This window comes from uncultured Hymenobacter sp. (genome assembly GCF_964242765.1).
Classification (GTDB): Bacteria; Bacteroidota; Bacteroidia; order Cytophagales; family Hymenobacteraceae; genus Hymenobacter.
Genome location: NZ_CAXTBM010000021.1, coordinates 1 through 22,118, shown reverse-complemented (window position 1 = coordinate 22,118; position 22,118 = coordinate 1). Strand labels below are relative to the sequence as shown.

Annotated in this window: 23 protein-coding genes; 12 read left to right on the top strand and 11 right to left on the bottom strand. The window is 55.2% G+C overall.

Features of this window, described 5'->3' with window-relative positions:
- Positions 1–22: 22 nt before the first annotated feature.
- The 5 genes from ACFE7X_RS11015 to ACFE7X_RS10995 form a co-directional block, all read right to left on the bottom strand.
- Positions 23–691, bottom strand: coding sequence for a sterol desaturase family protein (locus ACFE7X_RS11015; RefSeq protein WP_375435716.1), 669 nt, complete (start codon positions 689–691; stop codon positions 23–25).
- A gap of 70 nt (positions 692–761) precedes the next feature.
- On the bottom strand, positions 762–1,283 hold the full coding sequence (locus ACFE7X_RS11010) for a shikimate kinase (RefSeq protein ID WP_375435715.1): 522 nt from the start codon (positions 1,281–1,283) through the stop codon (positions 762–764).
- A gap of 118 nt (positions 1,284–1,401) precedes the next feature.
- A complete protein-coding gene (locus tag ACFE7X_RS11005) occupies positions 1,402–2,457 on the bottom strand; it encodes an ABC transporter permease (RefSeq protein WP_375435714.1) in 1,056 nt (351 codons plus the stop codon).
- Positions 2,458–2,465: 8 nt separating this feature from the next.
- A complete protein-coding gene (locus tag ACFE7X_RS11000; RefSeq protein WP_375435713.1) occupies positions 2,466–3,566 on the bottom strand; it encodes a BT_3928 family protein in 1,101 nt (366 codons plus the stop codon).
- Positions 3,567–3,728: 162 nt separating this feature from the next.
- Positions 3,729–4,250 carry a DUF1599 domain-containing protein gene (locus tag ACFE7X_RS10995; protein ID WP_375435774.1) on the bottom strand — a complete coding sequence of 174 codons (522 nt, stop codon included), beginning with the start codon at positions 4,248–4,250 and terminating at the stop codon, positions 3,729–3,731.
- Positions 4,251–4,448: 198 nt separating this feature from the next.
- Here ACFE7X_RS10995 and folP point away from each other — a divergent pair, with 198 nt between their 5' ends.
- The 3 genes from folP (at position 4,449) to ACFE7X_RS10980 (ending at position 8,238) form a co-directional block, all read left to right on the top strand.
- Positions 4,449–5,330: a dihydropteroate synthase gene (folP, locus tag ACFE7X_RS10990; protein ID WP_375435712.1), complete on the top strand. Its 882-nt coding sequence runs from the start codon at positions 4,449–4,451 to the stop codon at positions 5,328–5,330.
- Positions 5,327–6,169 carry a diadenylate cyclase CdaA gene (gene cdaA, locus ACFE7X_RS10985; protein ID WP_375435711.1) on the top strand — a complete coding sequence of 281 codons (843 nt, stop codon included), beginning with the start codon at positions 5,327–5,329 and terminating at the stop codon, positions 6,167–6,169. Before folP ends, cdaA begins: the two co-directional genes overlap by 4 nt.
- Before the next feature lie 572 nt (positions 6,170–6,741).
- A complete protein-coding gene (locus tag ACFE7X_RS10980) occupies positions 6,742–8,238 on the top strand; it encodes a patatin-like phospholipase family protein (protein ID WP_375435710.1) in 1,497 nt (498 codons plus the stop codon).
- Positions 8,239–8,351: 113 nt separating this feature from the next.
- On the opposite strand, the gene kbl is transcribed toward ACFE7X_RS10980, so the two are convergent.
- Both kbl and ACFE7X_RS10970 read right to left on the bottom strand, forming a co-directional pair.
- The gene (gene kbl / locus ACFE7X_RS10975; RefSeq protein ID WP_375435709.1) at positions 8,352–9,599 is read right to left on the bottom strand and encodes a glycine C-acetyltransferase; all 1,248 of its coding nucleotides are present in this window, start codon (positions 9,597–9,599) and stop codon (positions 8,352–8,354) included.
- Positions 9,600–9,724: 125 nt separating this feature from the next.
- On the bottom strand, positions 9,725–10,843 hold the full coding sequence (locus ACFE7X_RS10970) for a patatin-like phospholipase family protein (RefSeq protein WP_375435708.1): 1,119 nt from the start codon (positions 10,841–10,843) through the stop codon (positions 9,725–9,727).
- Positions 10,844–11,136: 293 nt separating this feature from the next.
- On the opposite strand from ACFE7X_RS10970, the gene ACFE7X_RS10965 reads away from it, so the two are divergent.
- From ACFE7X_RS10965 to ACFE7X_RS10955, 3 genes are all read left to right on the top strand, one after another.
- A complete protein-coding gene (locus ACFE7X_RS10965; protein WP_375435707.1) occupies positions 11,137–12,126 on the top strand; it encodes an NAD-dependent epimerase/dehydratase family protein in 990 nt (329 codons plus the stop codon).
- Between the two features lie 4 nt (positions 12,127–12,130).
- Positions 12,131–12,625, top strand: a complete 495-nt coding sequence (locus tag ACFE7X_RS10960) for a hypothetical protein (protein ID WP_375435706.1) — start codon at positions 12,131–12,133, stop codon at positions 12,623–12,625.
- A gap of 140 nt (positions 12,626–12,765) precedes the next feature.
- Entirely contained in the window at positions 12,766–13,494 is a 729-nt protein-coding gene (locus ACFE7X_RS10955) for a DUF3891 family protein (protein WP_375435705.1), read from the top strand.
- Positions 13,495–13,576: 82 nt separating this feature from the next.
- Here the strand turns inward: ACFE7X_RS10955 and ACFE7X_RS10950 are convergent, their stop codons facing one another.
- Entirely contained in the window at positions 13,577–14,425 is an 849-nt protein-coding gene (locus ACFE7X_RS10950; protein ID WP_375435704.1) for a hypothetical protein, read from the bottom strand.
- 146 nt (positions 14,426–14,571) lie between these two features.
- On the opposite strand from ACFE7X_RS10950, the gene ACFE7X_RS10945 reads away from it, so the two are divergent.
- Positions 14,572–15,540 (top strand): YihY/virulence factor BrkB family protein, encoded by a 969-nt coding sequence (locus ACFE7X_RS10945; RefSeq protein WP_375435703.1) that lies wholly within the window; start codon positions 14,572–14,574, stop codon positions 15,538–15,540.
- 204 nt (positions 15,541–15,744) lie between these two features.
- Complete coding sequence (locus ACFE7X_RS10940) at positions 15,745–16,968, top strand: hypothetical protein (RefSeq protein ID WP_375435702.1); 1,224 nt, start codon at positions 15,745–15,747, stop codon at positions 16,966–16,968.
- Between the two features lie 73 nt (positions 16,969–17,041).
- On the opposite strand, the gene rlmN is transcribed toward ACFE7X_RS10940, so the two are convergent.
- Genes rlmN through ACFE7X_RS10925 form a run of 3 tightly spaced genes read right to left on the bottom strand, consistent with a single transcriptional unit; the run spans position 17,042 to position 19,131 of the window.
- Positions 17,042–18,109, bottom strand: coding sequence for a 23S rRNA (adenine(2503)-C(2))-methyltransferase RlmN (gene rlmN / locus ACFE7X_RS10935; protein ID WP_375435773.1), 1,068 nt, complete (start codon positions 18,107–18,109; stop codon positions 17,042–17,044).
- A 56-nt stretch (positions 18,110–18,165) separates the two neighbouring features.
- Complete coding sequence (locus ACFE7X_RS10930) at positions 18,166–18,651, bottom strand: hypothetical protein (RefSeq protein WP_375435701.1); 486 nt, start codon at positions 18,649–18,651, stop codon at positions 18,166–18,168.
- A 54-nt stretch (positions 18,652–18,705) separates the two neighbouring features.
- Positions 18,706–19,131: a thioesterase family protein gene (locus tag ACFE7X_RS10925; RefSeq protein ID WP_375435700.1), complete on the bottom strand. Its 426-nt coding sequence runs from the start codon at positions 19,129–19,131 to the stop codon at positions 18,706–18,708.
- A gap of 138 nt (positions 19,132–19,269) precedes the next feature.
- Here ACFE7X_RS10925 and mnmD point away from each other — a divergent pair, with 138 nt between their 5' ends.
- The 4 genes from mnmD to ACFE7X_RS10905 form a co-directional block, all read left to right on the top strand.
- Positions 19,270–19,956 carry a tRNA (5-methylaminomethyl-2-thiouridine)(34)-methyltransferase MnmD gene (gene mnmD / locus ACFE7X_RS10920; RefSeq protein WP_375435699.1) on the top strand — a complete coding sequence of 229 codons (687 nt, stop codon included), beginning with the start codon at positions 19,270–19,272 and terminating at the stop codon, positions 19,954–19,956.
- Between the two features lie 89 nt (positions 19,957–20,045).
- Complete coding sequence (locus ACFE7X_RS10915) at positions 20,046–20,528, top strand: hypothetical protein (protein WP_375435698.1); 483 nt, start codon at positions 20,046–20,048, stop codon at positions 20,526–20,528.
- Positions 20,529–20,683: 155 nt separating this feature from the next.
- Positions 20,684–21,898 carry a DUF2157 domain-containing protein gene (locus ACFE7X_RS10910; protein WP_375435697.1) on the top strand — a complete coding sequence of 405 codons (1,215 nt, stop codon included), beginning with the start codon at positions 20,684–20,686 and terminating at the stop codon, positions 21,896–21,898.
- 3 nt (positions 21,899–21,901) lie between these two features.
- Positions 21,902–22,118, top strand: a 217-nt coding sequence (locus tag ACFE7X_RS10905) for a hypothetical protein (RefSeq protein ID WP_375435696.1), incomplete at its 3' end; no start/stop codon positions are given.

Genomic DNA, 22,118 nt, shown 5'->3' with positions numbered 1-22,118 from the left:
TCCAGAAATTGGAATGCAGAAACTACTTCTTTGCTCTTTCGGGCATAGTCCCAATGATGTGGTCCCACAAGGTACTACTTACTCCAAAGGCAATTTCGTCTTGCCGGTAGTGGTGCTGAGCGTGGTGGGTCCACCATACTTTCAGGAAGTTTTTTGGCGGCGCATATACGTGGATGGCATAATGCACAAACAGGTAAAGCGCATAACCGAACACAAAGCCTGCTAGCACTCCGAACGCCGCGCTACCAAAAACAAACCGAAAAATAAAGAACAGCAACGACGCTACGAACACTGTGATGATAGGCGGCATTGCCAGCCGGGTCTTGTCTTTAGGAAACTCGTGGTGGACGCCGTGCATGGTGTACTGAAACTTGATGCGCCCCGGCGTAGTGGCCGGAATGTGGTACAAGTAGCGGTGCATGGCATACTCCGCAAACGTAAACAAGAACCAGCCACCCAAAAACTGCCCGAAAGCAGCTAGGCCCGTAGCAAAACCCTGCGTGACACCATAGTACAAGCTAACGGCCGCAGTAACGATAAAAATAGATACTGGTAGCGCAATGTGCGTGTGCGAAAGCCGCTCCAGTACCGGGTTCTGGAATAATTGAGCCGAACCTTTGTGCTTGGGCTTCACATTCTCAGGAGCTTTAGCGGGAGTTGGCAGTGGGGAAGCCGCAGTTTCTGTTGACATCGTCGATAAATAGGCTTATTTCAGGGAGCAAAGGTACGCATCCTAGCGCAAAGGGGTTGCCTTCTTTGCATCAGGCGGAAGTTTGGTACCGAGCCAAAAGTTGGCGCACCGCTGGTACTGTGCAGGCTGGTGCTTCACAGCGCAACGGGGCTTGGTCGTAAAACTGCTTACGTATCTGTAAGGTTTCGCGCAATCGGGCTTCCAATGCGGCGGCATCAGGCAACGCAGCCAATAGCGGTCGGCTTTTGGCTACGGCCAGCACCCGGCCCACCAACGTAGCAACGGGCACATCGAGGAACAGCGTAAGCCCCGTTTCAAGTAGCACGTCTAGGTTGTGGTGAAAGCAGGGCGTGCCCCCGCCGGTAGCCAGCACCATCTGCGGATACCGGGCTACCACGTCGCGCAGCACTGCCGCCTCTCGCTCCCGGAAGTAGACTTCCCCTTCCGCCTCGAAAATGACGGGGATACTGCGTCCTTCCTGCCGAACCAGTTCCTCGTCCAGATCCAGAAACGGCAACTCATAGGCCGCAGCCAGCCCCCGCCCCAAGGTAGTTTTACCGGACCCCGGCATGCCAATCAGGTATAGGCGCATGGTGTTGAGGAACTGATTTCGGATAAGCTGATTATTGCTTGATGGCGCGCTGTTCTTATTGCCGCTGATGCCAAGATTATGAATCCATGAATTAGCACCTCGATAACTAGTACTGCCATTATCCTAGCCGCACCCGCGGGTCGAGCAAAGCATAGAGCACATCGACGGCAATATTCACGAGCACGAATAAGGCCGCAATAAAGATGGTGGAGCCCATAACAACCGGGAAATCCAGGTTTTCGACGGCGCGGAGCGTCACTGTACCTAAGCCTTTCCAGTTGAAAATATACTCGATGAAGAAAGCACCCGCCATCAGTGAAGCCAGCCAACCCGACACGGCCGTTACCACCGGGTTCAGCGCATTTTTGAGGGCATGCCCCATCACCGTCCGGTATCCAGACAAACCCTTGGCGCGGGCCGTCCGGATGTAGTCTTGGCTGAGCACATCGAGCATCGACGAGCGGGTGAGCTGCGTGATGACGGCCAGTGGCCGGATACCAAGCGCGAAAGCCGGCAGCACGAGGTTGCGCAATACCAGATGCCGGCCCGTGAACGGGTCCGTTTCGTAGAGCTGCCCGGTTAGGTTGAGGCCCGTCCAGTGGCTCCAGTAGAAACCGAAGGTGATGGCAATGAGAATGCCCGCCACAAACGACGGCACCGAAATACCTAGTACAGAAGTAGTAATCAACGTGCGGTCGAGCCAGGAGTGCGGCTTAAGGGCCGCGGCTATCCCAAAGGCAATACCCAACACGGCCGCCAGCAGCATCGCCGCCAGCGCCAACCACAAGGTACCCGTAAAGTGGTCGAGCAAGATACTGAGCACCGCTTTGTTGCTTTGAAACGAACGGCGCAGATAGGGCTTTTTCAGCACCAGGGCTTTTGTGCCGAAGGGCAACAGCGTCAGGCCGCCGTACTTAGCTACGCCCGCCGAGTCGCGCGGGTGCACGCCCAGGGGGGAAATGTCGTTGAGGTACCCCCCGAGTTGAATGGGCAGGGATTCGTTGAGGCCAAGGTCAGCGGCAATAGCGGCGCGAGTGGCAAGGTCGGAACGCTGACCAGCCAGTAAGGCCACCGGGTCGCCGGGCAACACCTGAAACAGGAAAAACACGGTGCACGCCACGCCCGCCAATATGAGCAGGCCATGTCCCAAACGACGGAAAACGAAGGAAAGCATAAGGGAAATTAGAGCAACTTCTCCACATCCCCGATGGCGGGAATATCGTGGTAGTGGTACTTGCCCTTCACCGTACCGTTTTGCAGCAGCATCAACCCGGGATTAGAACGGATCATGGACTTCAGCACTGTAGCATCGGCGTAGTAGAACGGCGCGCTCAGGTTCACGTCGTGACGAAAGGCGTCGAAGGCAGCAGGGCTGCTGCTGGTGAGTACGAGCACGGAAATCTTCCGGCGCGACTTCTGAGCGGCAGTAAACAAGTCGTTGATAAGCTTGAACCGGTCCCGGTCCGCCTTTTCGGTGCCTTGCACGATAAGAAGTAGGCGGTTGCCTTGCAAGAGTTCCTGCGTGAAGTCTCCTTCGTCGTTCCACACGCGAAAATCAGTGATTTTGGGACCAGCCTCCGGATTTAGGGCCACCATCTGCTTGAACTTCCAAGTGGAATCAGTAGGATAATCGGTGAAGTCTTTGCTTTCGCCGTTGCGCTCCATCACGTACTTGTAGCGCAACGGCGACGAGGCCTTCATTAACTGCCCAATATTGTTGCCAACCTTATAAGGCAGGAAGTCGAAATAAGGCAAGTGCCCCAGCGCCCGCACCCCAATACCAATAGCCACGGCCGAGGCAATGGTGATGTACATCACGCCCAGTTGCCCCTTAGCAAACACCCGGCGTAGGTAGCGCTGATTGCGGAACACCACCACCCATAAGCCCAACAAGAACAGATCCTTAAAGAACGAGGTCCAAGGCGTGAGCTTGATGAAGTCGCCGAAGCAGCCGCAGTCCGTGACTTTGTTGAACGCCGCCGAGTAGAAGGTCAGAAAACCAAAGAACACCAGCAGCGCCAGCAGCACCCAAAGGGTTTTGCGCAGCATCCAGCGCAGCAGCAACGCAACGCCTAGCACCACCTCCAACGAGCTGAGCACGATGCTCAAGGTGCGAGAATACGGCCTGAAAAACAGAAAGAAGCGGCCGAAATCTTCGGCAAACACCTCGAAATACTCTTCTAGTTTGAGGGCCGTACCCACCGGGTCGTTCAGCTTCACCAAACCCGAGAAGATGAATAGCACGCCCAGCAACAGCCAGCAGATTCGGGTGATTTGTTTCATGAACTGCGTTAAGTAACTGAGTAGCAAGGCAACTGCCAGAACATTGGGCTAGCCTAGCTCTACAGTCAACTGCTACGATTAAATTTATTTCAGCGAATTATGCCAAAGCAGATACGCAAATGTAGGACGGATAGCCGAGTGGTACCACTCTCTGTTTCCCCGTTATTCAGCAGCGCCGTTGCGCACGGAAGTCCCCGCGAATCCCTTCTTAATCAACACGAATACAGCATAGTTCAGCATGTCGCGGTAATTGGCTTCCACCCCTTCCGATACCTGCGTACGGCCCGCTAAGTCTTCAATCTGCTTGGTGCGGTGCAGCTTCATTAAGATGATGTCGGTGATGCTCTCGATACGCATCTGCCGCCAAGCCTCGCCATAATCATGGTTTTTGGCGAAGAGCAAGCGGCGGTTTTCGGCCGTTTCTTGGTCGTAGGCGGCGGCTACATCGGTGGGGTCCAGGTCGAGCGGCGCATGGGGCAGCAGGCGTAGCTGCATGAGGGCAATCACGCAGTAGTTGATGATGGCCACAAACTCGTCGTCCACATTGTCGGCCACTAGCTGGGTGCCTTTCTCCTGGATGCTGCGGATGCGCTGGGCTTTGATGTAAATCTGGTCGGTGATGCTGGGCAGACGCATGATGCGCCACGCCGTGCCGTAGTCGTGCGTTTTGGCCAGAAACAGCATCCGGCACCGCTCTATTATCTGATCGTATTCATGTTGGGTTTGATTCTCCAAGTTTTTACGCCTATTTTGTTGGGTGACGTCAAACACGTCAGTAGCAAGAACGTTATTCTCCTTCAACGTCCCGCGGGAAGGAACTGCTGAGAATTATCGAAGTCGTTGGAGCGGTTCAGATTTGTTTATCCTCACCACCCGAAAACCATGCTCCAGGCCCCGCAAGATACGTGTTTTCCGGCCGCGCAAACCCTGCGTTGCCCCGGCGGGCGGGTGCTGGACATTAGTTGGCCGCGGGTGATGGGCATCCTTAACCTCACCCCCGACTCGTTCTTTGCCGGCAGCCGCATTCCGGCCCACGACGACCTGCTGCGCCGCGCCGAAGGTATGCTGCACGCTGGCGCGGCCGTCCTCGATTTGGGCGGCTATTCGTCGCGGCCCGGCGCCGAACATATCAGCGAAGACGAGGAAAAGCGTCGCCTGTTGCCCGCTGTAGCCGCAATACGCCAAGCCTTCCCCGACGCGTTTCTGTCCGTCGATACGTTCCGGGCCTCGGTAGCCACCGAGGCGGTAGCTACCGGCGCCGACCTCATCAACGACATCAGCGGCGGCACCCTCGACCCCGACATGCTGCCTACTGCTGGCCGCCTGGGCGTGCCCTACATTCTGATGCACTTACGCGGCACGCCCCAAACCATGACCCAGCACACGCACTACGACGGTGATATTGTGCTGGAGCTGGTGCGCTACTTTCGCGACAAGCTGGCGGAGCTGCGCCAGCACGGCGTAACGGATGTAGTATTGGACCCCGGCTTCGGCTTCGCCAAAACGCCGGCCCAAAGCCATGAGCTACTACGGCGCTTGCCCGAGTTGGCGGTGCTCGGTTTGCCTATTTTGGCGGGGCTTTCCCGAAAAAGCATGGTGTATAAGCCACTTGGCCTCACGCCCGATGCAGCCCTTACCGGTACAGTTGCCGTCAATGCCCTGGCTGTGCTCAACGGAGCCCGGCTGCTCCGCGTACACGATGTAGCCGAAGCCGTGCAAACTATCCAGCTCGTTTCTCCCACCTTCCCGCCCACTTCCCCGTGATTGGTTCTTTCAGCATTGGCTTCCTGCGCATTGGCTGGATAGACGTCATCGACGTGCTGCTGGTCACGGTGCTGTTCTATCAGCTCTACAAGCTGTTAACGGGAAGCGTCGCGCTGAAAATTTTCCTGGGCTTCATGTCCATCTACCTGTTCTATTTGGTAGTGAAAGCCGCTGGCATGGAGCTACTGACCAGCATCTTAGGTCAGTTTATGAGTGTGGGCGTACTAGCAGGCATTATTTTATTTCAGCAGGAAATCAGGCGGTTTCTGCTGAACGTGGGCAAGGTGACGGCCTTCGAGCGGATGCGCAATTTCCCGTGGCGCCGCGATAGTTCGGCCTCCGAGCGCATGAACATCACGCCCTTCGTGGAAGCCGCCAAGAGTCTGGCCGGCAAGAATACGGGCGCGCTTATCGCCTTCAACCTTGCTTCCGACCTCACCCCTTTCGCCAACTCCGGCGACCTGATTGATGCCACCGTAAGCAAGCGCCTGCTTATGAGCATCTTCAACAAAACCAGTCCCCTCCACGACGGCGCGGTTATTATCAGCCGCGGCCGTATTCAGGCAGCACGCTGCATTTTGCCTGTCAGCGAAAATCCCGATGTGCCCGCTGCGCTGGGATTGCGCCACCGTGCCGCTATCGGCCTCTCCGAAGTAACGGATGCGGTGGTGCTGGTAGTAAGCGAAGAAACCGGCCAGATGTCGCTGGTGCGGGGGGGTGAAGTGTTCCGCAACCTGGCCCCCGCCGACTTACGAACGCGCCTCAACGAGTTCCTGTTTGGTACGGCTCCAAAGTCCACTACTGCGTCGGCATCATCGGCGGCGGAAGTGGCTGCGTAACGTTCCGCCCTTAGCCTTTCAGCTACAAAGCCTGCTCTAGCTGTGCTCTTCCAGAAGAGGTGGGCTACCATGCGCAGCGCTTAAGAATACATGCTGGTTGTGTGGTAAGAGCAGACAGAACCTTCTGAAAAGCAGGCAACTGCCTTCAAGCAGGAGCCGGAACCAGTGAGTGAAAAAACCAGAGCTATTGTAGTTGGTTATTTGACTATTGCTATATATTCAATAAATTTAATACATCAGTCAGTTATTGTCGGCTGCTGACGTGTCTTACCGTTCCTCAGCGCTACGCACCGGGCGCTGGATTGTCGCCGCTCTGTGGAGCGGTGTAGTGAAGTTGATTCTATGTAGCTCAAGCAAATAGCTCCGCCCGCAAGGCCGATGCTCCACCATTTCTTACAACATCACCATCCGGCTATTACTTGGCTCGAACGCCGTAGCTATTGTTTCTTGGGGCAACGTGCGCTTCGACTAGGCAAGTTGACTATGAGCTACTTGCCATCCAGTTCTAGTGATTTTCAGGCAGAGTTATGTAAGCCACTACTCCCTATATCTTTCCATTTACTTTTCTCCCGATGTCCACACAACCCACTCTCATTACAGAACAGGAGGTGTTAACTTCCCCAAACCCGTTCGTCAGCCAGCGGACCGTACAAGATGCACTTAAGGAGCTGACGGCCATGCGCATGGATCCTGACTGGCACATTTCCGACATAATAGATGACGCCGGCAACCAGTATGTGGATTTCGTACTGGAAGGTGGTGGCATGCTCGGCATTGCGCTGGCGGGCTACGTATACGGACTCGAAACAGCTGGCATCCGGTTTTTGCGCTTGGGTGGCACGTCGGCGGGAGCTATTGTGACGATGTTGCTGGCGGGTTTGAAACCACGGCATGAAGCTGCCGGCGAGCAGTTGCTCGACATCTTGGCGCACCAAGACTTCTACCAGTTTGTTGATGGCGACGAAGATGCTCAGGACTTCACCAAAACTCTGCTCAACCGCGCCGAAACGCACAAAGGAGTTGGGGCATGGCTGCGCAACAAGCTCGACATTGCGGCTGTGATAAATGATGGCTTACAGGTGATTGACAATTTCCGCGACCGGCAAGGACTACACCCTGGCCTTGAATTTCAGCAGTGGCTGCACAACCTACTGGTAGAAGCCGAAACGCCCACCATCGAAACCCTGATCCAGCGCCGACGCGAGGTGCCCGCCGGTGGCCTCAAACGGCGCATACAGCAGCCCGATGGCAGCGTGGCAACGGAACCCTACGCCCCCGACGACTTATGCCGCTTGGCCATCGTGGCCGCCGATATTACCACCCAAACCAAAGCCATATTTCCGGAAATGGCTCCGCTTTACTGGGCCGACTGGAAACAGGTGTCGCCATCGGAGTTGGTGCGGGCTTCGATGTCGGTGCCGTTCTTCTTCGAGCCTTACCGCATTCATAACCTGCCGGGCTCAGAACCCGGCGCCTCCGATAAATACCTGGCCACGTGGCACGGCTTCGGTTACGCAGGTACCAAGGTGCCCGAAACTGCGGTTTTCATGGACGGTGGCATCATGTCGAACTTCCCCATCGACTTGTTTCACAACAGCGAGAGGGTGCCGGAAGCCCCTACATTTGGAGTTAAGCTGGGCATCGACCGCAACAAGCCACAAGATACCGGCACCTTCCTCGAAACGCTGGGCGCCATGTTCGATGCCACGCGCACCCAATACGATTTCGACTTCATCCAGCGTAATCCCGACTATAGCCACCTCGTTCATTGCCTCGATGTGGAAAAATACAACTGGCTGGACTTCAACATGCCAGAAGTTAAAAAGCAAGAGCTGTTTGCTATTGGAATACGGGGCTCGGTTAATTTTCTGCGCAAGTTCAAGTGGGAACCCTACAAGCAGCTACGCTCCACCAAAGCCGAACTAATGAAACAGTCGCAGCAGATGGACGAGATGGAGCTGCAAGCCAGCCCACAGAAGCACACAGCTTTAACAAAAAAGGCTACGGGTGTGGAATTAGACTGGCCCTGCGGCCGGCCAAAGTACTTGCACGATTCACCAGCTACATAGGTTAACCTACCTACTAATACAGAAGCCAGGCCCGAGCTACAACGGTTTGTCTGCTGCAGTTCAGGTCTGGCTTCTGTATGGTATAAGGCTGCTTTGCTAAGCGACTAGAAACCTTACGGCGTGTTGGTTACCACCTGGCCGGCTTCCGATTTGGCAGCTGAGCGGTCCTTGAGCGTGCCGAGTTCCTGGCCGACTTCAATGAAAGCGTTGATGGCCTTGTCGAGATGCTCGCGGGTGTGGGCGGCGCTGAGTTGCACCCGAATACGGGCCTGACCCTGCGGCACGACGGGATAGTAGAAGCCGACCACGTAGATTCCCTTTTCCAGCATCTTCGCCGCGAAATCCTGGCTTAGCTTGGCGTCATAGAGCATGACGGGCACAATAGGATGCTCGCCGGGCTTGATGTCGAAGCCGGCTTCCGTCATTTTCTGGCGGAAGTACTTCGTGTTTTCTTCCAGTTGGTCGCGTAGCTCGGTGCTTTCCGTCAGGAGTTCCAGCACCCGGAGCGAAGCACCCACAATGGCCGGAGCCAGCGTGTTAGAGAACAGGTAGGGCCGACTGCGCTGCCGTAGCATCTCAATCACTTCCTTACGGCCCGACGTGAAGCCGCCCATAGCACCACCTAAGGCCTTGCCGAGCGTACCCGTGATGATATCGACTCGGCCGAGCACGTTGCGGTACTCGTGGGTGCCACGGCCGGTTTTGCCGAGGAAGCCCATCGAGTGACACTCATCTATCATTACCAAGGCCTCGTACTTGTCGGCTAGGTCACAGATCTTGTCGAGCTGCGCGATGGTGCCGTCCATGCTAAACGAGCCGTCGGTGACGATGATGCGGTGGCGGGTGCCTTTGGCCTGGGCATCTTGGAGTTGCTTTTCCAAGTCGACCATATCGTTGTGGGCATAGCGGTAGCGCTGGGCTTTGCAAAGGCGCACCCCGTCGATAATGCTGGCGTGGTTGAGCGAATCGGAAATAATGGCGTCTTGCTCGTTGAAGAGCGGCTCGAACACGCCGCCGTTGGCGTCGAAAGCGGCAGCGTAAAGGATAGTGTCCTCGGTGCCCAGGAACTCGGCCAGCTTCTGTTCTAGCTGCTTATGAATATCCTGGGTGCCGCAAATGAAGCGCACCGACGACATGCCATAGCCGTGCGTATCGATGGCCTCTTTGGCGGCTTTGATTACTTCGGGATGCGAGGAAAGACCGAGGTAGTTGTTGGCGCAGAAGTTCAGCACTTCCCCCCCCTCCTGGGTTGTAATTTCCGCACCCTGCGGGGAGGTAATAATGCGCTCCTTCTTGTAAAGACCGGCGTCTTTGATATCCTGGAGCTGCTTTTCGAGGTCGGGTTGAAGGGTGGTATACATGGGGTGGCGTAGTGAGGTGGTACTTGGCAACAAAGATATAGCGCTAGGGTTGCCTAGCCTTCACCCCAGCTTTTTAAGCGCTAGTATCTAACCAGAAAAATAGCCTGCCTAATCCCGGCAGGCCACTATCGCCCGAAGAACACCTGCACGCCTGCTCGGCCGCTGTCCATAAGTTGCCGCTTCTGCGCATCGGAAATGCGCTTGATTTTGGGGTTGAAGCCGAGCGTGCTGATGCTGACCGTGCGGGCCCAATCCTCGGAGCGGGCGGGGTTCAGGTTTTCGATGGCAACAGTATAGAGGGCGCCCATGTAAGAGCCGAAGTCGTGGATGGCGTAGGGGGCGAGTTGCTGCCGGCCGCCGGGCTGCGCGTCGTAGGATAATTGCTCGGCCCGGTCGAGGCGCAGACCCAAGGTTTCGGGATTGAAGCTACGCGTTTCGCCGGTAGCCGATGATGGCGCTGCGGTCGTGAGAGCAGTGGCGGGCACAGTACCAGGCGAAAAATAGCGCGGATAATCGAAGAGATGAATGGGGTAATTGGCCAGTAGGCCCCCATCCACCAATACTTCCACTTCCTGGCCTTTAGCAGGTTGGCGCACTATGTGGCCCTGCGTATCGAGGAGCACGGCGCGGAAGTACAGTGGAATACTCATGCTGATCCGGACGGCGTCGGCCACGCGCATAGTGGGGTGCGTCTCGTGGCTGAACACCTGTATGCGCTGCATGGTGAGATTGGTGCCGGTGGTGTACAGGTCGCGGTAGAGAGTAGGCTGTTGCTGGGCTAGTACGTGGAGCTGGCCGAGGGTGAGGTCGGGGTTTGCAGTTTTGCGGGCTACTAGCTCGCTCAGGTACTTCGTGAACTGGTCGCCGCGGTACCAGCCGTACTGCTTGATGAGCCGCGTGCTGCCCCCGAAGAAGACAAGCCGGCCGTCGTTGAGGCGTTGTACCGGCGTATTGTTCACCACTTCTATGATTTCGGCGGGTGAGTAGCCTACGGCCAGCAAGGTCGCCTGGATAGCCCCGGCCGACGTGCCCCCAACCCGCTGGATGCTCGCCAGCACCCCTTGCTTTTCCAGCTCGGCCAGTGCGCCGCCGTAGGCAATGCCCCGGATGCCGCCCCCTTCCATCACTAAATTTCGATACACGGGCTTGGTTGATTGCGCCCGCGCCATTGGCAACTCACCAATCAACAGCAGCAACGATGCAACAACACGCATAGGCCACCCCATCCATTGAAACCTACTCATATGTTGAAAACGAAGACATTCAATAAATCAACTAAATAACCACTTGAAGACAGGATGCCCACAATGTCATGAAAGTTGCGTTATGCATGTTCCTAGGCTTCAACTTAACAGACTGCCGCGAATTTTACGAGCAGCAAACCCTCAACCGAAGCTAGGACTTGGACAGGCTGCTTTCGGCTGTGTATGCAACCAAGATTCAACTGTTCAGTTCCGTGAAGTAGGCGGCAGCTCAACGGCCAAACCATGCCATCCCGTTATCTTTGCTACCCCATCCCACCCTCATTACTATTTGCATGGATACCACGTCTCGCACCGCCGCTACCGCTGCTGATACCATTCTCGTCATTGGAGCCGGCGGCCAACTTGGGCTGGAGCTGACTCATGAGCTACGCCAGCTGTACGGCGCTTCCAACGTAGTGGCTGCCGATGTACGAGCCCCTAAAAACGAGGAAATACAGCAAGCCGGCCCGTTCGAGCTGCTCGATGTACTCGACAAACCGCGGCTGGAAGATGTAATGCGGCAGTACAAGCCCAAGCAGGTGTATCACCTGGCGGCGCTGCTGTCGGCCACCGCCGAGAAGAACCCGAAATTTGGTTGGCAGCTGAACATGGACGGCCTATTCAATGTACTAGATGCTGCCGTAGACCTTGGCGTGAAGCAAGTGTATTGGCCGTCCTCCATTGCCGTATTCGGCCCCGATACACCCCGCCACAACACGCCCCAACTGACGGTGATGAACCCAAACACGGTGTACGGCATCAGTAAGCTGGCCGGCGAGCAGTGGTGTGAGTGGTACTTCCGCAAGTATAACCTTGATGTGCGCAGCTTGCGCTACCCCGGCCTCATTGGTTACAAAAGCCTGCCCGGCGGCGGTACCACCGACTACGCCGTCGATATCTACCACAAGGCAGTGGCCGGCCAGCCCTACGAGTGCTTTCTGAAGAAGGACACGTACCTGCCGATGATGTACATGCCCGACGCGCTGCACGCCACCCTGGATTTGATGCACGCCCCCGCCGACCGCCTCACGGTGCGCTCCAGCTACAACCTCGGCGCCATGAGCTTTTCGCCCGAAGAAGTAGCCGCCAGCATCCGCCGCCACTACCCCGATTTCCGCATCAGCTACCAGCCCGATTCGCGCCAGCAGATTGCCGACTCCTGGCCCGCCAGCATCAACGACGCGCAAGCCTGCCACGACTGGAACTGGCAACCGCAGTTTGATTTAAATAAAATGACCGATGATATGCTGCTGCACTTGACGGAAGCTACAGTGCTGCAGTAAATCTATGATCTTAAGTATAAGCAATGTGCTACTGCGTATAGGCATTCTGGCTTTGCAAGCTGGTTTGTTTTACGTGTTTTTTCTAGTTGTAAGAATACTAATGCGCCGTGGCGAGTTTCGCATACAAAATCCATTTAAGCCGGTTTGGCGGCGACTCCATCAACAATACGGTAGTATGGAGAACATCCATTCTATGGAATTGATATCTGGTTGGATAGGAGGATTGAACTATGCACAGCTGCTAAAAATCAAATTTGACACCCAGGATTTACTAATTCGCAACACTGGAAGTCCGTATGTATTAGTGCGAATTCCATACGCTGATATAGAAGTGTCGCAGATTCCAGTCTCTTCGCAGCTTACCCGCTTTAGCGAACAAGAATACACGGCTGGCAAGTTTCGGGCGGGAGATGTCACTATCGAACTACCTGCTTATTGGGCCGATCAATTGCTAAAATGTATGGCTGCGGTTGATACCGCTGCTCAAGCCACTTCCTAACCCTAAGACTTTATACTTATCCAACGCCCCACCTCACCTTGTGGGGCGTTGTAGTTTTCGGACCTCCCAAAAACCTCTACGCTTCCTCTGCGTTCCTCTGCGGGAATCCGGCCCCGCACACTCCGGCCCTGCAAAACGCTATGATTGTAAACTACACCGCCGAAGGCTGGGAAATCATCTACCAGCAAGCCCACGCCCAACTGGCGGCCCAATTAGCCTGGCACTGGCAGCCCTTCGGCCCTTCCGACCGCTGGGTAGGCACCCTTTCCGCCATCGCCCAGCACGACGACGAGCAACGCAACTGGGACGGCCACTACGGCCTCACGCCCGCTGGTGCGCCGGCTAATTTCACGATGAAGGAGTTTGCGCTAGAGCAGGCCCAAGGGGTGCTAAACGCCGCCCGCTTCCAGGGTCGGTGGCGCAGCCTGCTCACCAGCATGCACCTCAGCACACTCTACGAAACCCTGCGTGGCCAAAACAAATCCATCGACACCTTCCTCGACGAACAACAAGCCAGCCAAAAACGCTGGATAAAGGAGCTGCACCTCCGGAAAGCAGACGCCCAGCAAGCCTACGACCTCATGCACTGGTGCGACCGACTCAGCTTGATTCTGTGCCGCCGCGAGCTACCCGAAATGAGCCGTGCCCTCGAAATCTACACCGGCATGGACGGCCAGCGCTACGACGTGCTGCGCCCCGAGAAAGGCGGTCCGCTTACCGTGCATCCTTGGCCTTTCCACGACGAGCAATTCTCGGTAAGCGTAGAAGCCAACCTAGTGCGCCAACTTCAGTTCAAAGACGACGCCGAGCTGGCCGCGGCCCTGCGCGATGCTCCTATCGAAACCCTCACCTGGGAATTCAAGAAGTAGCTCTCATTCCGAACGGAGCGAGGAATCTGGATTGTGCTGCTAAAATCTTCATTCAGATTCCTCGCTCCGCTCGGAATGAGAGCTACAGCTTCTGCACCGGCATTTTGCTGTCCATGAGGCCAGCGGGCACGTCGGGGCTGGCGTATACATGGTCGAGGCGACGGCCGTCTTTGCCATCGGTGCGGTCGGAGGCGAGCTTAAGCAGGCCGTATTGCTTGTACTCCGTCCAGCGGCGGCGGAAGGCAGGTTGCGCGTCAGTGGCTTTGGGGTAGTAGGCCCATTCTTCCACTAAGTTGGTTTGCGGGTTAACGAGGACCTCGTACTTGTTGTCGGGCGTGACACCTACGTTCTTGAAGGTCATGTTCAGCACTTCGGCCGGCGTGGTGCCGTCCATCATCTTGCTGGGACCTTTGTAGGTGAGCGTAACCCCCGAATCTTTGAGCTTGAACGGCATCAGCAGCCACCACGAGTTGTTCACCCAAATTGGGTACATTTTGTCGAGCAGCTTCTTGCCTTCTTCAGTGTCGGAAATGTCCTTGCCGCCGCGGTAGGCGTGGCCCTGCTTGGTTGTCAGATTGTAGTTGGCGACGAGACTGTCTTTCTGCCAGTGAAAGTCACCGGTTTTCTTGTCCCACAGCTGGTAGGAGCCGTCGAGGAAATCCCAGCCCAACAGGCGGGTTTGCTGCCAGGCCGGATAACCGCCCATTTCACGCATCACTTGGTCGGCCAAGGCTTGGGCGCGAGCATCCGAACCCGTTTTGTCGAAGCCCTCAGCTACCGGATACGAAGCCATGCTAGCACTGTCGGCGCGAGGCGTTTCCGCCGTGCCCACAGCGGGTTTCTCGGTGGTGGAGTTGCAAGCCATCAGGCTGCCGAGCAACAAAGCCGGCCACAGAGCAGCGAACCGACGAGTGAAAAGGAGAATGTTCATAGGCTAAAACAAAGAAAAAATATGCTCTGGTCCTACTAGTTAATTGAGTTGCGCTGCGCAAGGAGGTGCCTTTTGCCTTATTGCAGTGAACGTCGAAGCCGTAAGGCCGTACTAGTCGAAGCGACTTTCCTTGAATCATCTGCTTTATGGCCACGCACTACCGCTTCTCCGACATCATAAGTACGCTCAAGGCCACGGGCAGTGAGTTTATATCAAACAACTCGTTTCGCCACGCCGCTGCCCTTTCCTACTACACCATTTTCTCGCTGCCTCCGCTGCTGCTTATCGTCATCACGGTGGCCAGTTCGGTGTTTGGGGGCGAGGCCCTAACCGGGCAAATCTACGGGCAGATGAAAGGCTTAGTCGGGGCCGATTCCGCTAAGTTTCTGCAAGACTCTATTGCCGAGTTCACGAAGCAGCAGAAAAGTGGAGTTGCTTCTATCATTGGAATAGGTACGCTTATTTTTGCGGCCACCACCTTTTTCGTTACGCTCCAAGAAAGCATCAACGACATCTGGAACTTGAAAGTGAAGCCCCGAAGCGGAATTTGGCAGTTCATTCGTGACCGGCTCCTCTCCTTTGGCCTTATCCTGAGTGTGGCCTTGCTGCTGCTGATTTCCTTCGTTATTAGCGCCATCCTCAGTTCCTTCACCGACTATCTGCAACGGCTCCTACCCGAAGTCACCATTATCATCATCCACCTCATCGATTTCGGCCTTTCGCTCTTTATCACATCGTTGCTGTTTGCCCTTATCTACCGTTTCTTGCCCGACGCTATTATTCGTTGGCGCGACGTGGGTGTTGGTGCCTTTATTACGGCCTTGTTGTTTTTGGTGGGTAAGTATTTGATTGCCTTTTACATTGCGCAGTCCAACCCTGGTTCAGCTTTCGGAGCGGCAGGCTCGGCTATTGTGTTGCTGCTGTGGGTGAACTATTCGTCGCTCATCATTTTCTTTGGTGCAGAATTCACTCAAGAATTTGCCGACGCCTTTGGCCAGAAAGTACAACCGAAAGCGCACGCCGTGCGCATCGAAACGCGTGAAATACCAGAGGGCGAATCGAACGAGGAAATCTCGACGGGTCGGCCCCGTGCCGTAGGTCGTTGGAAAAACTGAAAAGTCAGATATCCGCTGGCTTACCCCAATCAAATCAACTTATTTTCACCTTTCAATCATAAAGAAGGGGGTTTGTTGCTTTCAGTGAATTCCTAGGGGGTGGAACTTGAAAGTCTAATACAGACAACGATTTCTTGCAAAGCACATGGTGCAATAGCGGCGAAATATTAGGTTTAACTAATCTTTTATTTCTCTTCTATTCCCATGAATCGGACCCTACTTTTTGGCTGGTTGGCACTGCTAACCTGCCTGGTTTCGCGCTCAACTCAGGCGCAACCATCCACTGCGCCGGCCACGCGCCCGCTTATAGTGAGTGCCGTGGTCGGGGAACTCATCGACGCCCAAGAGAAAGCCACTTATGGCTTGTTTCCTTACTATGCGGCCGACAACTTTGTCGAGGCGCGTTTCGAGCAAGGTGTGGCGCCCGACAGCAGCGTGCTACTGCGCACCCAATTGCGCGACGGCCGCATTGTGCTGCGTCCCTTCTCTGCCGCGGAGCTAGCCGCCGTGCGGACCACCATCAATACCCGGCAGAAGGAAATAAGTCAATTACCTTCTAACCTGGCGAGCACCTCCACCCTAACCGACTCCATAGGCCGTCGTTTCCGTGTGATCCTGCGCACTGGCACAGCATTCGATGGTGAGCTCACGGCCCGGCGCCCGACTCAGTTGGAATTCCTGACGCTCGACTTAGGGGTGGTGCAAGTAGAGCGGGCCAACATTGCGCGCCTAGAGGAACTAACTTCTAGCGTAGCTCGCCATCCGGCCAACTGGATGGATATTGGCAACGGCAACCGGCTGTTTTTCCAGCCAACAGCCCGCAACCTTCGCCGCGACGAAGGCTCATTGCAGTTTATCAGCATTTTTCTGGTAGGAGCCAATTATGGCATCACCAACAATATTTCCGTAGGAACAATCGTGTCGCTTGTTCCAGGCCTTGCCCTCGATGAGCAGCTTTTTGCGCTTACCCCCAAGTTGTCAGGACGAATTTCCGATAAGTTCTACGCGGGCGGTGGCGTTTTGTATCTGCGTGGAGGTGGCGATAATGCCGGCATTTTTTACGGCAATACCACGTATGGCTCGGCCGACAACAACCTCACGTTCGGTTTGGGCTACGGCTTTCTAAGTGGCGATGTTGAGAACTCGCCGGTTGTTCAGCTGGGTGGGCAGACGCGAATTTCTCGCCGCATTTCGCTGATCAGTGAGAACTACATCCTCACAAGTAGGAACTCTGGGATGGCTGGGCTTTACGGCGCAAAAATCAACTGGACCCGCTCCTCCTTGGGTCTTGGCGCCTTTTACGTGTACGAATACGGGCAGGACGAGTATAGCAATGGCTACTACAACAGTAGGCCCCGCTTGACTAGTTCTTATATCTTTCCCGTATACATCGACTTCACTTTCCGCTTCGGTAAGGGTAGCCGCTAAACTTGTAACAGCATAACGCAAAAAGCCCTTCCAAAAGTTACTGGAAGGGCTTTTTGCGTTGTGCTACTTTTCTTTACGCGGCCTCTGATTTCTCTTTCACAGCTAGCTGACCACAGGCCGCGTCGATGTCTTTGCCACGGCTGCGGCGCAGGTTGGTTTGCACGCCCCGATCGGCTAGGTATTTCAGGAACGCCATCAGCTTCGCTTCGCCGGTGTTGCGGTAGTCGGCGTTTTCGATGGGATTGTACTCGATTAGGTTCACCTTGCAAGGCAACCACTTCGAAATCTGAAGCAGCTCTTCGGCATCCTGCAACGTGTCGTTGAAATTCTCGAACACGATGTACTCGTAGGTTACCTTACGCCCCGTTTTCTGGTGGTAGTATTGCAAAGCTTCTTTCAACGCGGCCAACGAGTTGGCTTCGTTGATGGGCATAATTTCGTTGCGTTTGGCGTCGTTGGGCGCGTGCAGGCTTAAAGCTAAGTTGGCCTTCACGTCGTCGTCGGCTAGCTTCTTGATCATCTTGGCAATGCCAGCAGTACTTACCGTAATGCGGCGCGGGGCCATGTTCAAGCCGTCGGGGGCCGTGATACGCTCGATGCTTTTCACCACGTTGGCGTAGTTGAGCAGCGGCTCGCCCATACCCATGTACACGATATTGGTGAGCGGTGTGTTGTATTCGCTCTCACACTGCTCTTTGATGCGCACTACTTGGTCGTAGATTTCGGCGGCGTCGAGGTTGCGCTTGCGGTCCATGTAGCCGGTGGCGCAGAACTTGCACGTGAGCGAGCAGCCCACCTGCGAGCTGATGCAGGCCGTCATGCGCGTGTCGTGCGGGATGAGCACACCTTCCACAATATTGCCATCGTAGAGCTTGAACGCCGACTTGATGGTGCCGTCGTTGGAAAGCTGCTTGTTTTGCACCGTCACGCCGTTAATCACGAAGTGCTGGGCCAGCAGCTGGCGGGTAGCCAGGGAAATATTGTTCATCTCCTCGAACGAGGCGGCCGTGTTTTTCCACAGCCACTCGCTCACCTGCTTGGCACGAAACGGCTTTTCGCCGTGCTCTACCATAAAAGTTTTGAGCTCGTCGGGGCTGATTTTGCGAATGTCGCGTTTGGAAACTACAGGCAGGTCAATCATCATAGCGGCAAAGATACAACGCGTGAGGCAGTTGGGTTCCGGAAAACCCACTTCTCTTAGCGTGTTCCTTCGCCTAGTTTTACAGTGAGAGTTACGGCCACCCGGCGGCGGTTTTGCGCGCCCGGCGTGAAGCGGGGCAGTTTGCTAGCCGCCGCAACCAAGGCCGCTTCGCACGCCGCAGACAACTTCGGCAAGTTTGGTTGGGTAGCTTGGTTATTGAGGCTTTTCACATGGTAGATAGTGCCGCTGGGGCCAACAATGAAGCTTACCAAAACCGGGGCAGGAGGAGAACAGCCAGTTGCCGCACTTGCGCTTCGAAATTCGCGCATGAAATCAGCCACAAAGGCTTCTGTGCCACCGCCTGGGTACACCGGCATACGCTCCACGAATGTGTAGACCTTAGAGGAATCGAGGGCAACGGAAGGCTTTACTCGGGCGCCCGTCGGGGGAATTCGACCTTGCGCAACTGCTTGCCCTACTGTCAAGAAAAGTAGGCCGGCCAGCAAGAACAGAGGACCGAGAGGCCGGAAGGATAAAGGCATACAAACAGGGAAAACGGTACCAGGGAAAGATAACGGTCTGCCAGGAATAACAGCTCAACTACCCAACCGCGCCGTCACTTCCTCAGATAAACGCAGCAGCTTCCGCGTGTTGTAGTCGAAGCGGAGCATGCCGGTTTTGGCTCGGGCCACTTCGCCGCCATCTTGGTTTTTAACGCTGTACACTACATCAAAGCCATACGAGTGTAAGTCATCGGTGGCCATTTGAATATGCAGCACGTCGCCGTAAAACGCTTCGCCCTTGTACTCGATGGCCACATCGGCCATGATGTAGCCGTGCCCGGTGGTACGGTCCACTTCCGATTGGCCCACGTGTTGCAGAAACTGTACCCGGGCTTCGTGCAACACCCCGAGTAGGGAGTCGTTGCCGAGGTGAGCGCCGTAGTTGAGGTCGGTGATGCGGACGGGAATGGCAACCGAGACCAGGAAACTTTCGGGTAGATTTACTTTAACGCGGGGCATGAGGGAAGCTTAAATGAAAACCGGTGGTGCTATGCTGCTGTCAGCCAGCGTACGGACCAGCCAGCAAACAGGCTACCCCGAGTTCAGCCAAGTTTTATTTTCACCGCTTTTTTACTTTCTCATTCTGTTTTCGTGTTCATGACCCCTCCGAAAGTAGAAGTCCGCGTCACGGCTGATGGCTCCAGTACGCTGTACGTGCCCGAGCTGGACGAGCACTACCACAGCACCCATGGAGCAGTGCAGGAAGCGCAACATGTGTATTTAGCGGCCGGCTTGGAGCACGTGCTAGCAAGTGCCCCCGGCATGGTGCGCGTACTGGAAATCGGGTTTGGTACGGGACTGAACGCGCTACTCACCTTGCAGCGCAGCTTGGCCAGTCCCCAAGCTATTCGCTACGATACTATTGAGAAGTACCCGCTGCCGCCCACCGTCATCGAGGCACTTGGCGTGGAGCGGTATGTGCTGAACCCGGAGTTGCTCGACTACCATCAGCAACTGCACAGTGCCGCTTGGGATACTTTAGTGACGCTCACGCCGCGGTTTATGCTCCATAAAATTACCGGTGCCCTGCAAGACACTCCGCTTCCTAACGACACTTACCATGTAATTTATTTCGACGCCTTCGCGCCGGAAAAGCAGCCGGATATGTGGACCGACGAAGTATTCGCGCAACTCTGCGCGGCTACGACACCGGGCGGCGTGCTAGTGAGCTACTGCGCCAAAGGCAGCTTCCGCCGTAGCCTGCGGGCCGCGGGCTGGTTGGTGGAAAAGATTCCGGGTCCACCCGGCAAGCGGGAGATGACGCGAGCAAGAAATGGGAGCTGAGACAGGCCATTTTTAATAATTCGATAACTAATTTGTTAATTTCATACTTTACAGACAAAATCAATACTACTCAAATCATTTATCTATAAATGACGCTCAAAGAATTTGACTTAGGAGAAGAGAACCATTTTGTTGCAATGGAATATTATAATCTAATTCTAAACAGAACTTATTTAATACTACTTACCAAACAATATCTAATTGGCATAAAAGCAAATGGAATGATTAGCATAGAAGGCGGTGGAGACATTTTCACAAAACAAATTACAAGAACGTCAGCAGTAAGAGGTGACTTAAATAATCCTTACTCTTACTTAAAAGAAAACTATATTAGAAATATCGAAAACGATAATTTACTTGACAAAACAGTTTTATTAGTGAATAAGTCAAATTTTATGATCGACAGATCTGATATAAAGACAGTATATTATAATCCAAGGAAGAAATGGGGAATGGGCTATTATCCACATGATGGAAAAGTTTACGTTAAAACGAACGACAATAAGGAAAGGGAATTTATTATATTAGGGAATCAATCAGGCAAAAAAATAGCATCGCTAATTATGCAGTAATAAATCCTTACTATTAATTTAATATCTAATATCCGAGTATTCATGTATTATGTATTGCATCAAAAAGAATTGAATTATAACCCGTCATTAAGTCCCAAACTATTGAGTACCCTCTTCTTCTCCATCCTGCCTATCCTGCGTAAGTTGCAGTATCTATGAGTCGCAAATTATTAGAAACGGACGGGACGGATTGGGTGCGAAAAGGCATTATTAGCCCGGAGCAGCACACGCAATTGCTGGCCCTCTACCCGGCCGAACAGCGCGCTATTGGCCTGCTGCCGCTACTGGGCAGCCTGCTTATTGGCTTGAGCGCACTGAGCGTAGTAGCGGCCAATTGGCAGGAGATGCCGGAGCTAATGCGCCTTGGGCTGCTCCTGGGCTCTCTGACGGGGGCTTACGCTGCCGCCGAGTACTTTCTGCGCCGGCAGTACGAAGCTTTAGGTATGGGGCTAGTAGGATTAGGCCTGATTCTGTTTGGGGCCAGCATCGTACTCACCAGCCAGATGTACCAGCTTATCGGCTACGACCTGACCGGGCTGCTGGCCTGGGCCGTAGCAGGCATCTTGCTGACGTGGCTGTACCGCAGCCAGTTTGTGTTTCTGCTCACCGTAGTTATTGGGGGCATAGTGCAAGGGTACAACACGGGGCAGTTGGGCGTGTTCAGCTATTTCACGGCGGTGCTCACGGCGGGCGGACTCGGCTACTACTGGTGGCGTCGCCCCGATTCGTTGCTGGGCGGCGTGCTGGCTACGGGCTTACTCTGGCAAACTGCGTTGTTGGTGAATCACTTGCACGTTAAAATCACCTGGTTCTTTGTGCCGGCCATGCTGATCTACGCAGCGGGCGACTGGCAAACCGACCGACCGGCTGGCCGCGCCTTGCAAGGACCGCCGCTGGTGGCCGCGTTTTTGTTTACGCTCGGGCTGGCTTTGTTTGGTGAGACGGACACCTACGCGGGGGAGCTACGCCCACCGCTGCTGGCGTATCTGGCAGCGCTCGGGGCAGTGCTGGCGTTGTCGCTCTGGGGCAAGCGCGCTCGGGGCCGGTTGAACAGTGCCACTGATTGGCTTCTGCTGGTGCCGGGCTTCTACCTGCCGGGCGGGCTGCCGCTGGCCGTGGCTACGTTGGTAGTGCTGTACGCCTATTCGGGGTCGGTGCTGGCCCGCGCCCACTACGAGCAGAACCCAGACCGGGTCACGCTGGGCACGGCCCTCTTCATTCTGACGACGGCCGTTGCCTACTTCAAGCTCACCTGGGGCTTCATGGACAAGTCGCTGTTTTTCTTGCTGGGTGGGCTGCTGCTGTTGGGCTTATGGTGGTTTTTGCGCCGCCGCGCCACCCAAACATTTTCAGCTAAAGCTCCCGATTAACTTATGCTGACTTCCCCTGAATCCACTCCTTCGGTTGCCGCTACGCCGGCTGCTACTGCCCTGCCCACGCCGGCTCCATTGCCACAAATGCAGGAGTCGCGCCGGCGGCAGGGCGTGCGGTGGCTGGTGGTAGCGCAGGTGCTGTTTGTGCTGGCGGTAGCAGCGGCTGGTTATGCCACGGCGGCGTTTGGGCGCACTATCACGCTGCGCACCACCCCCG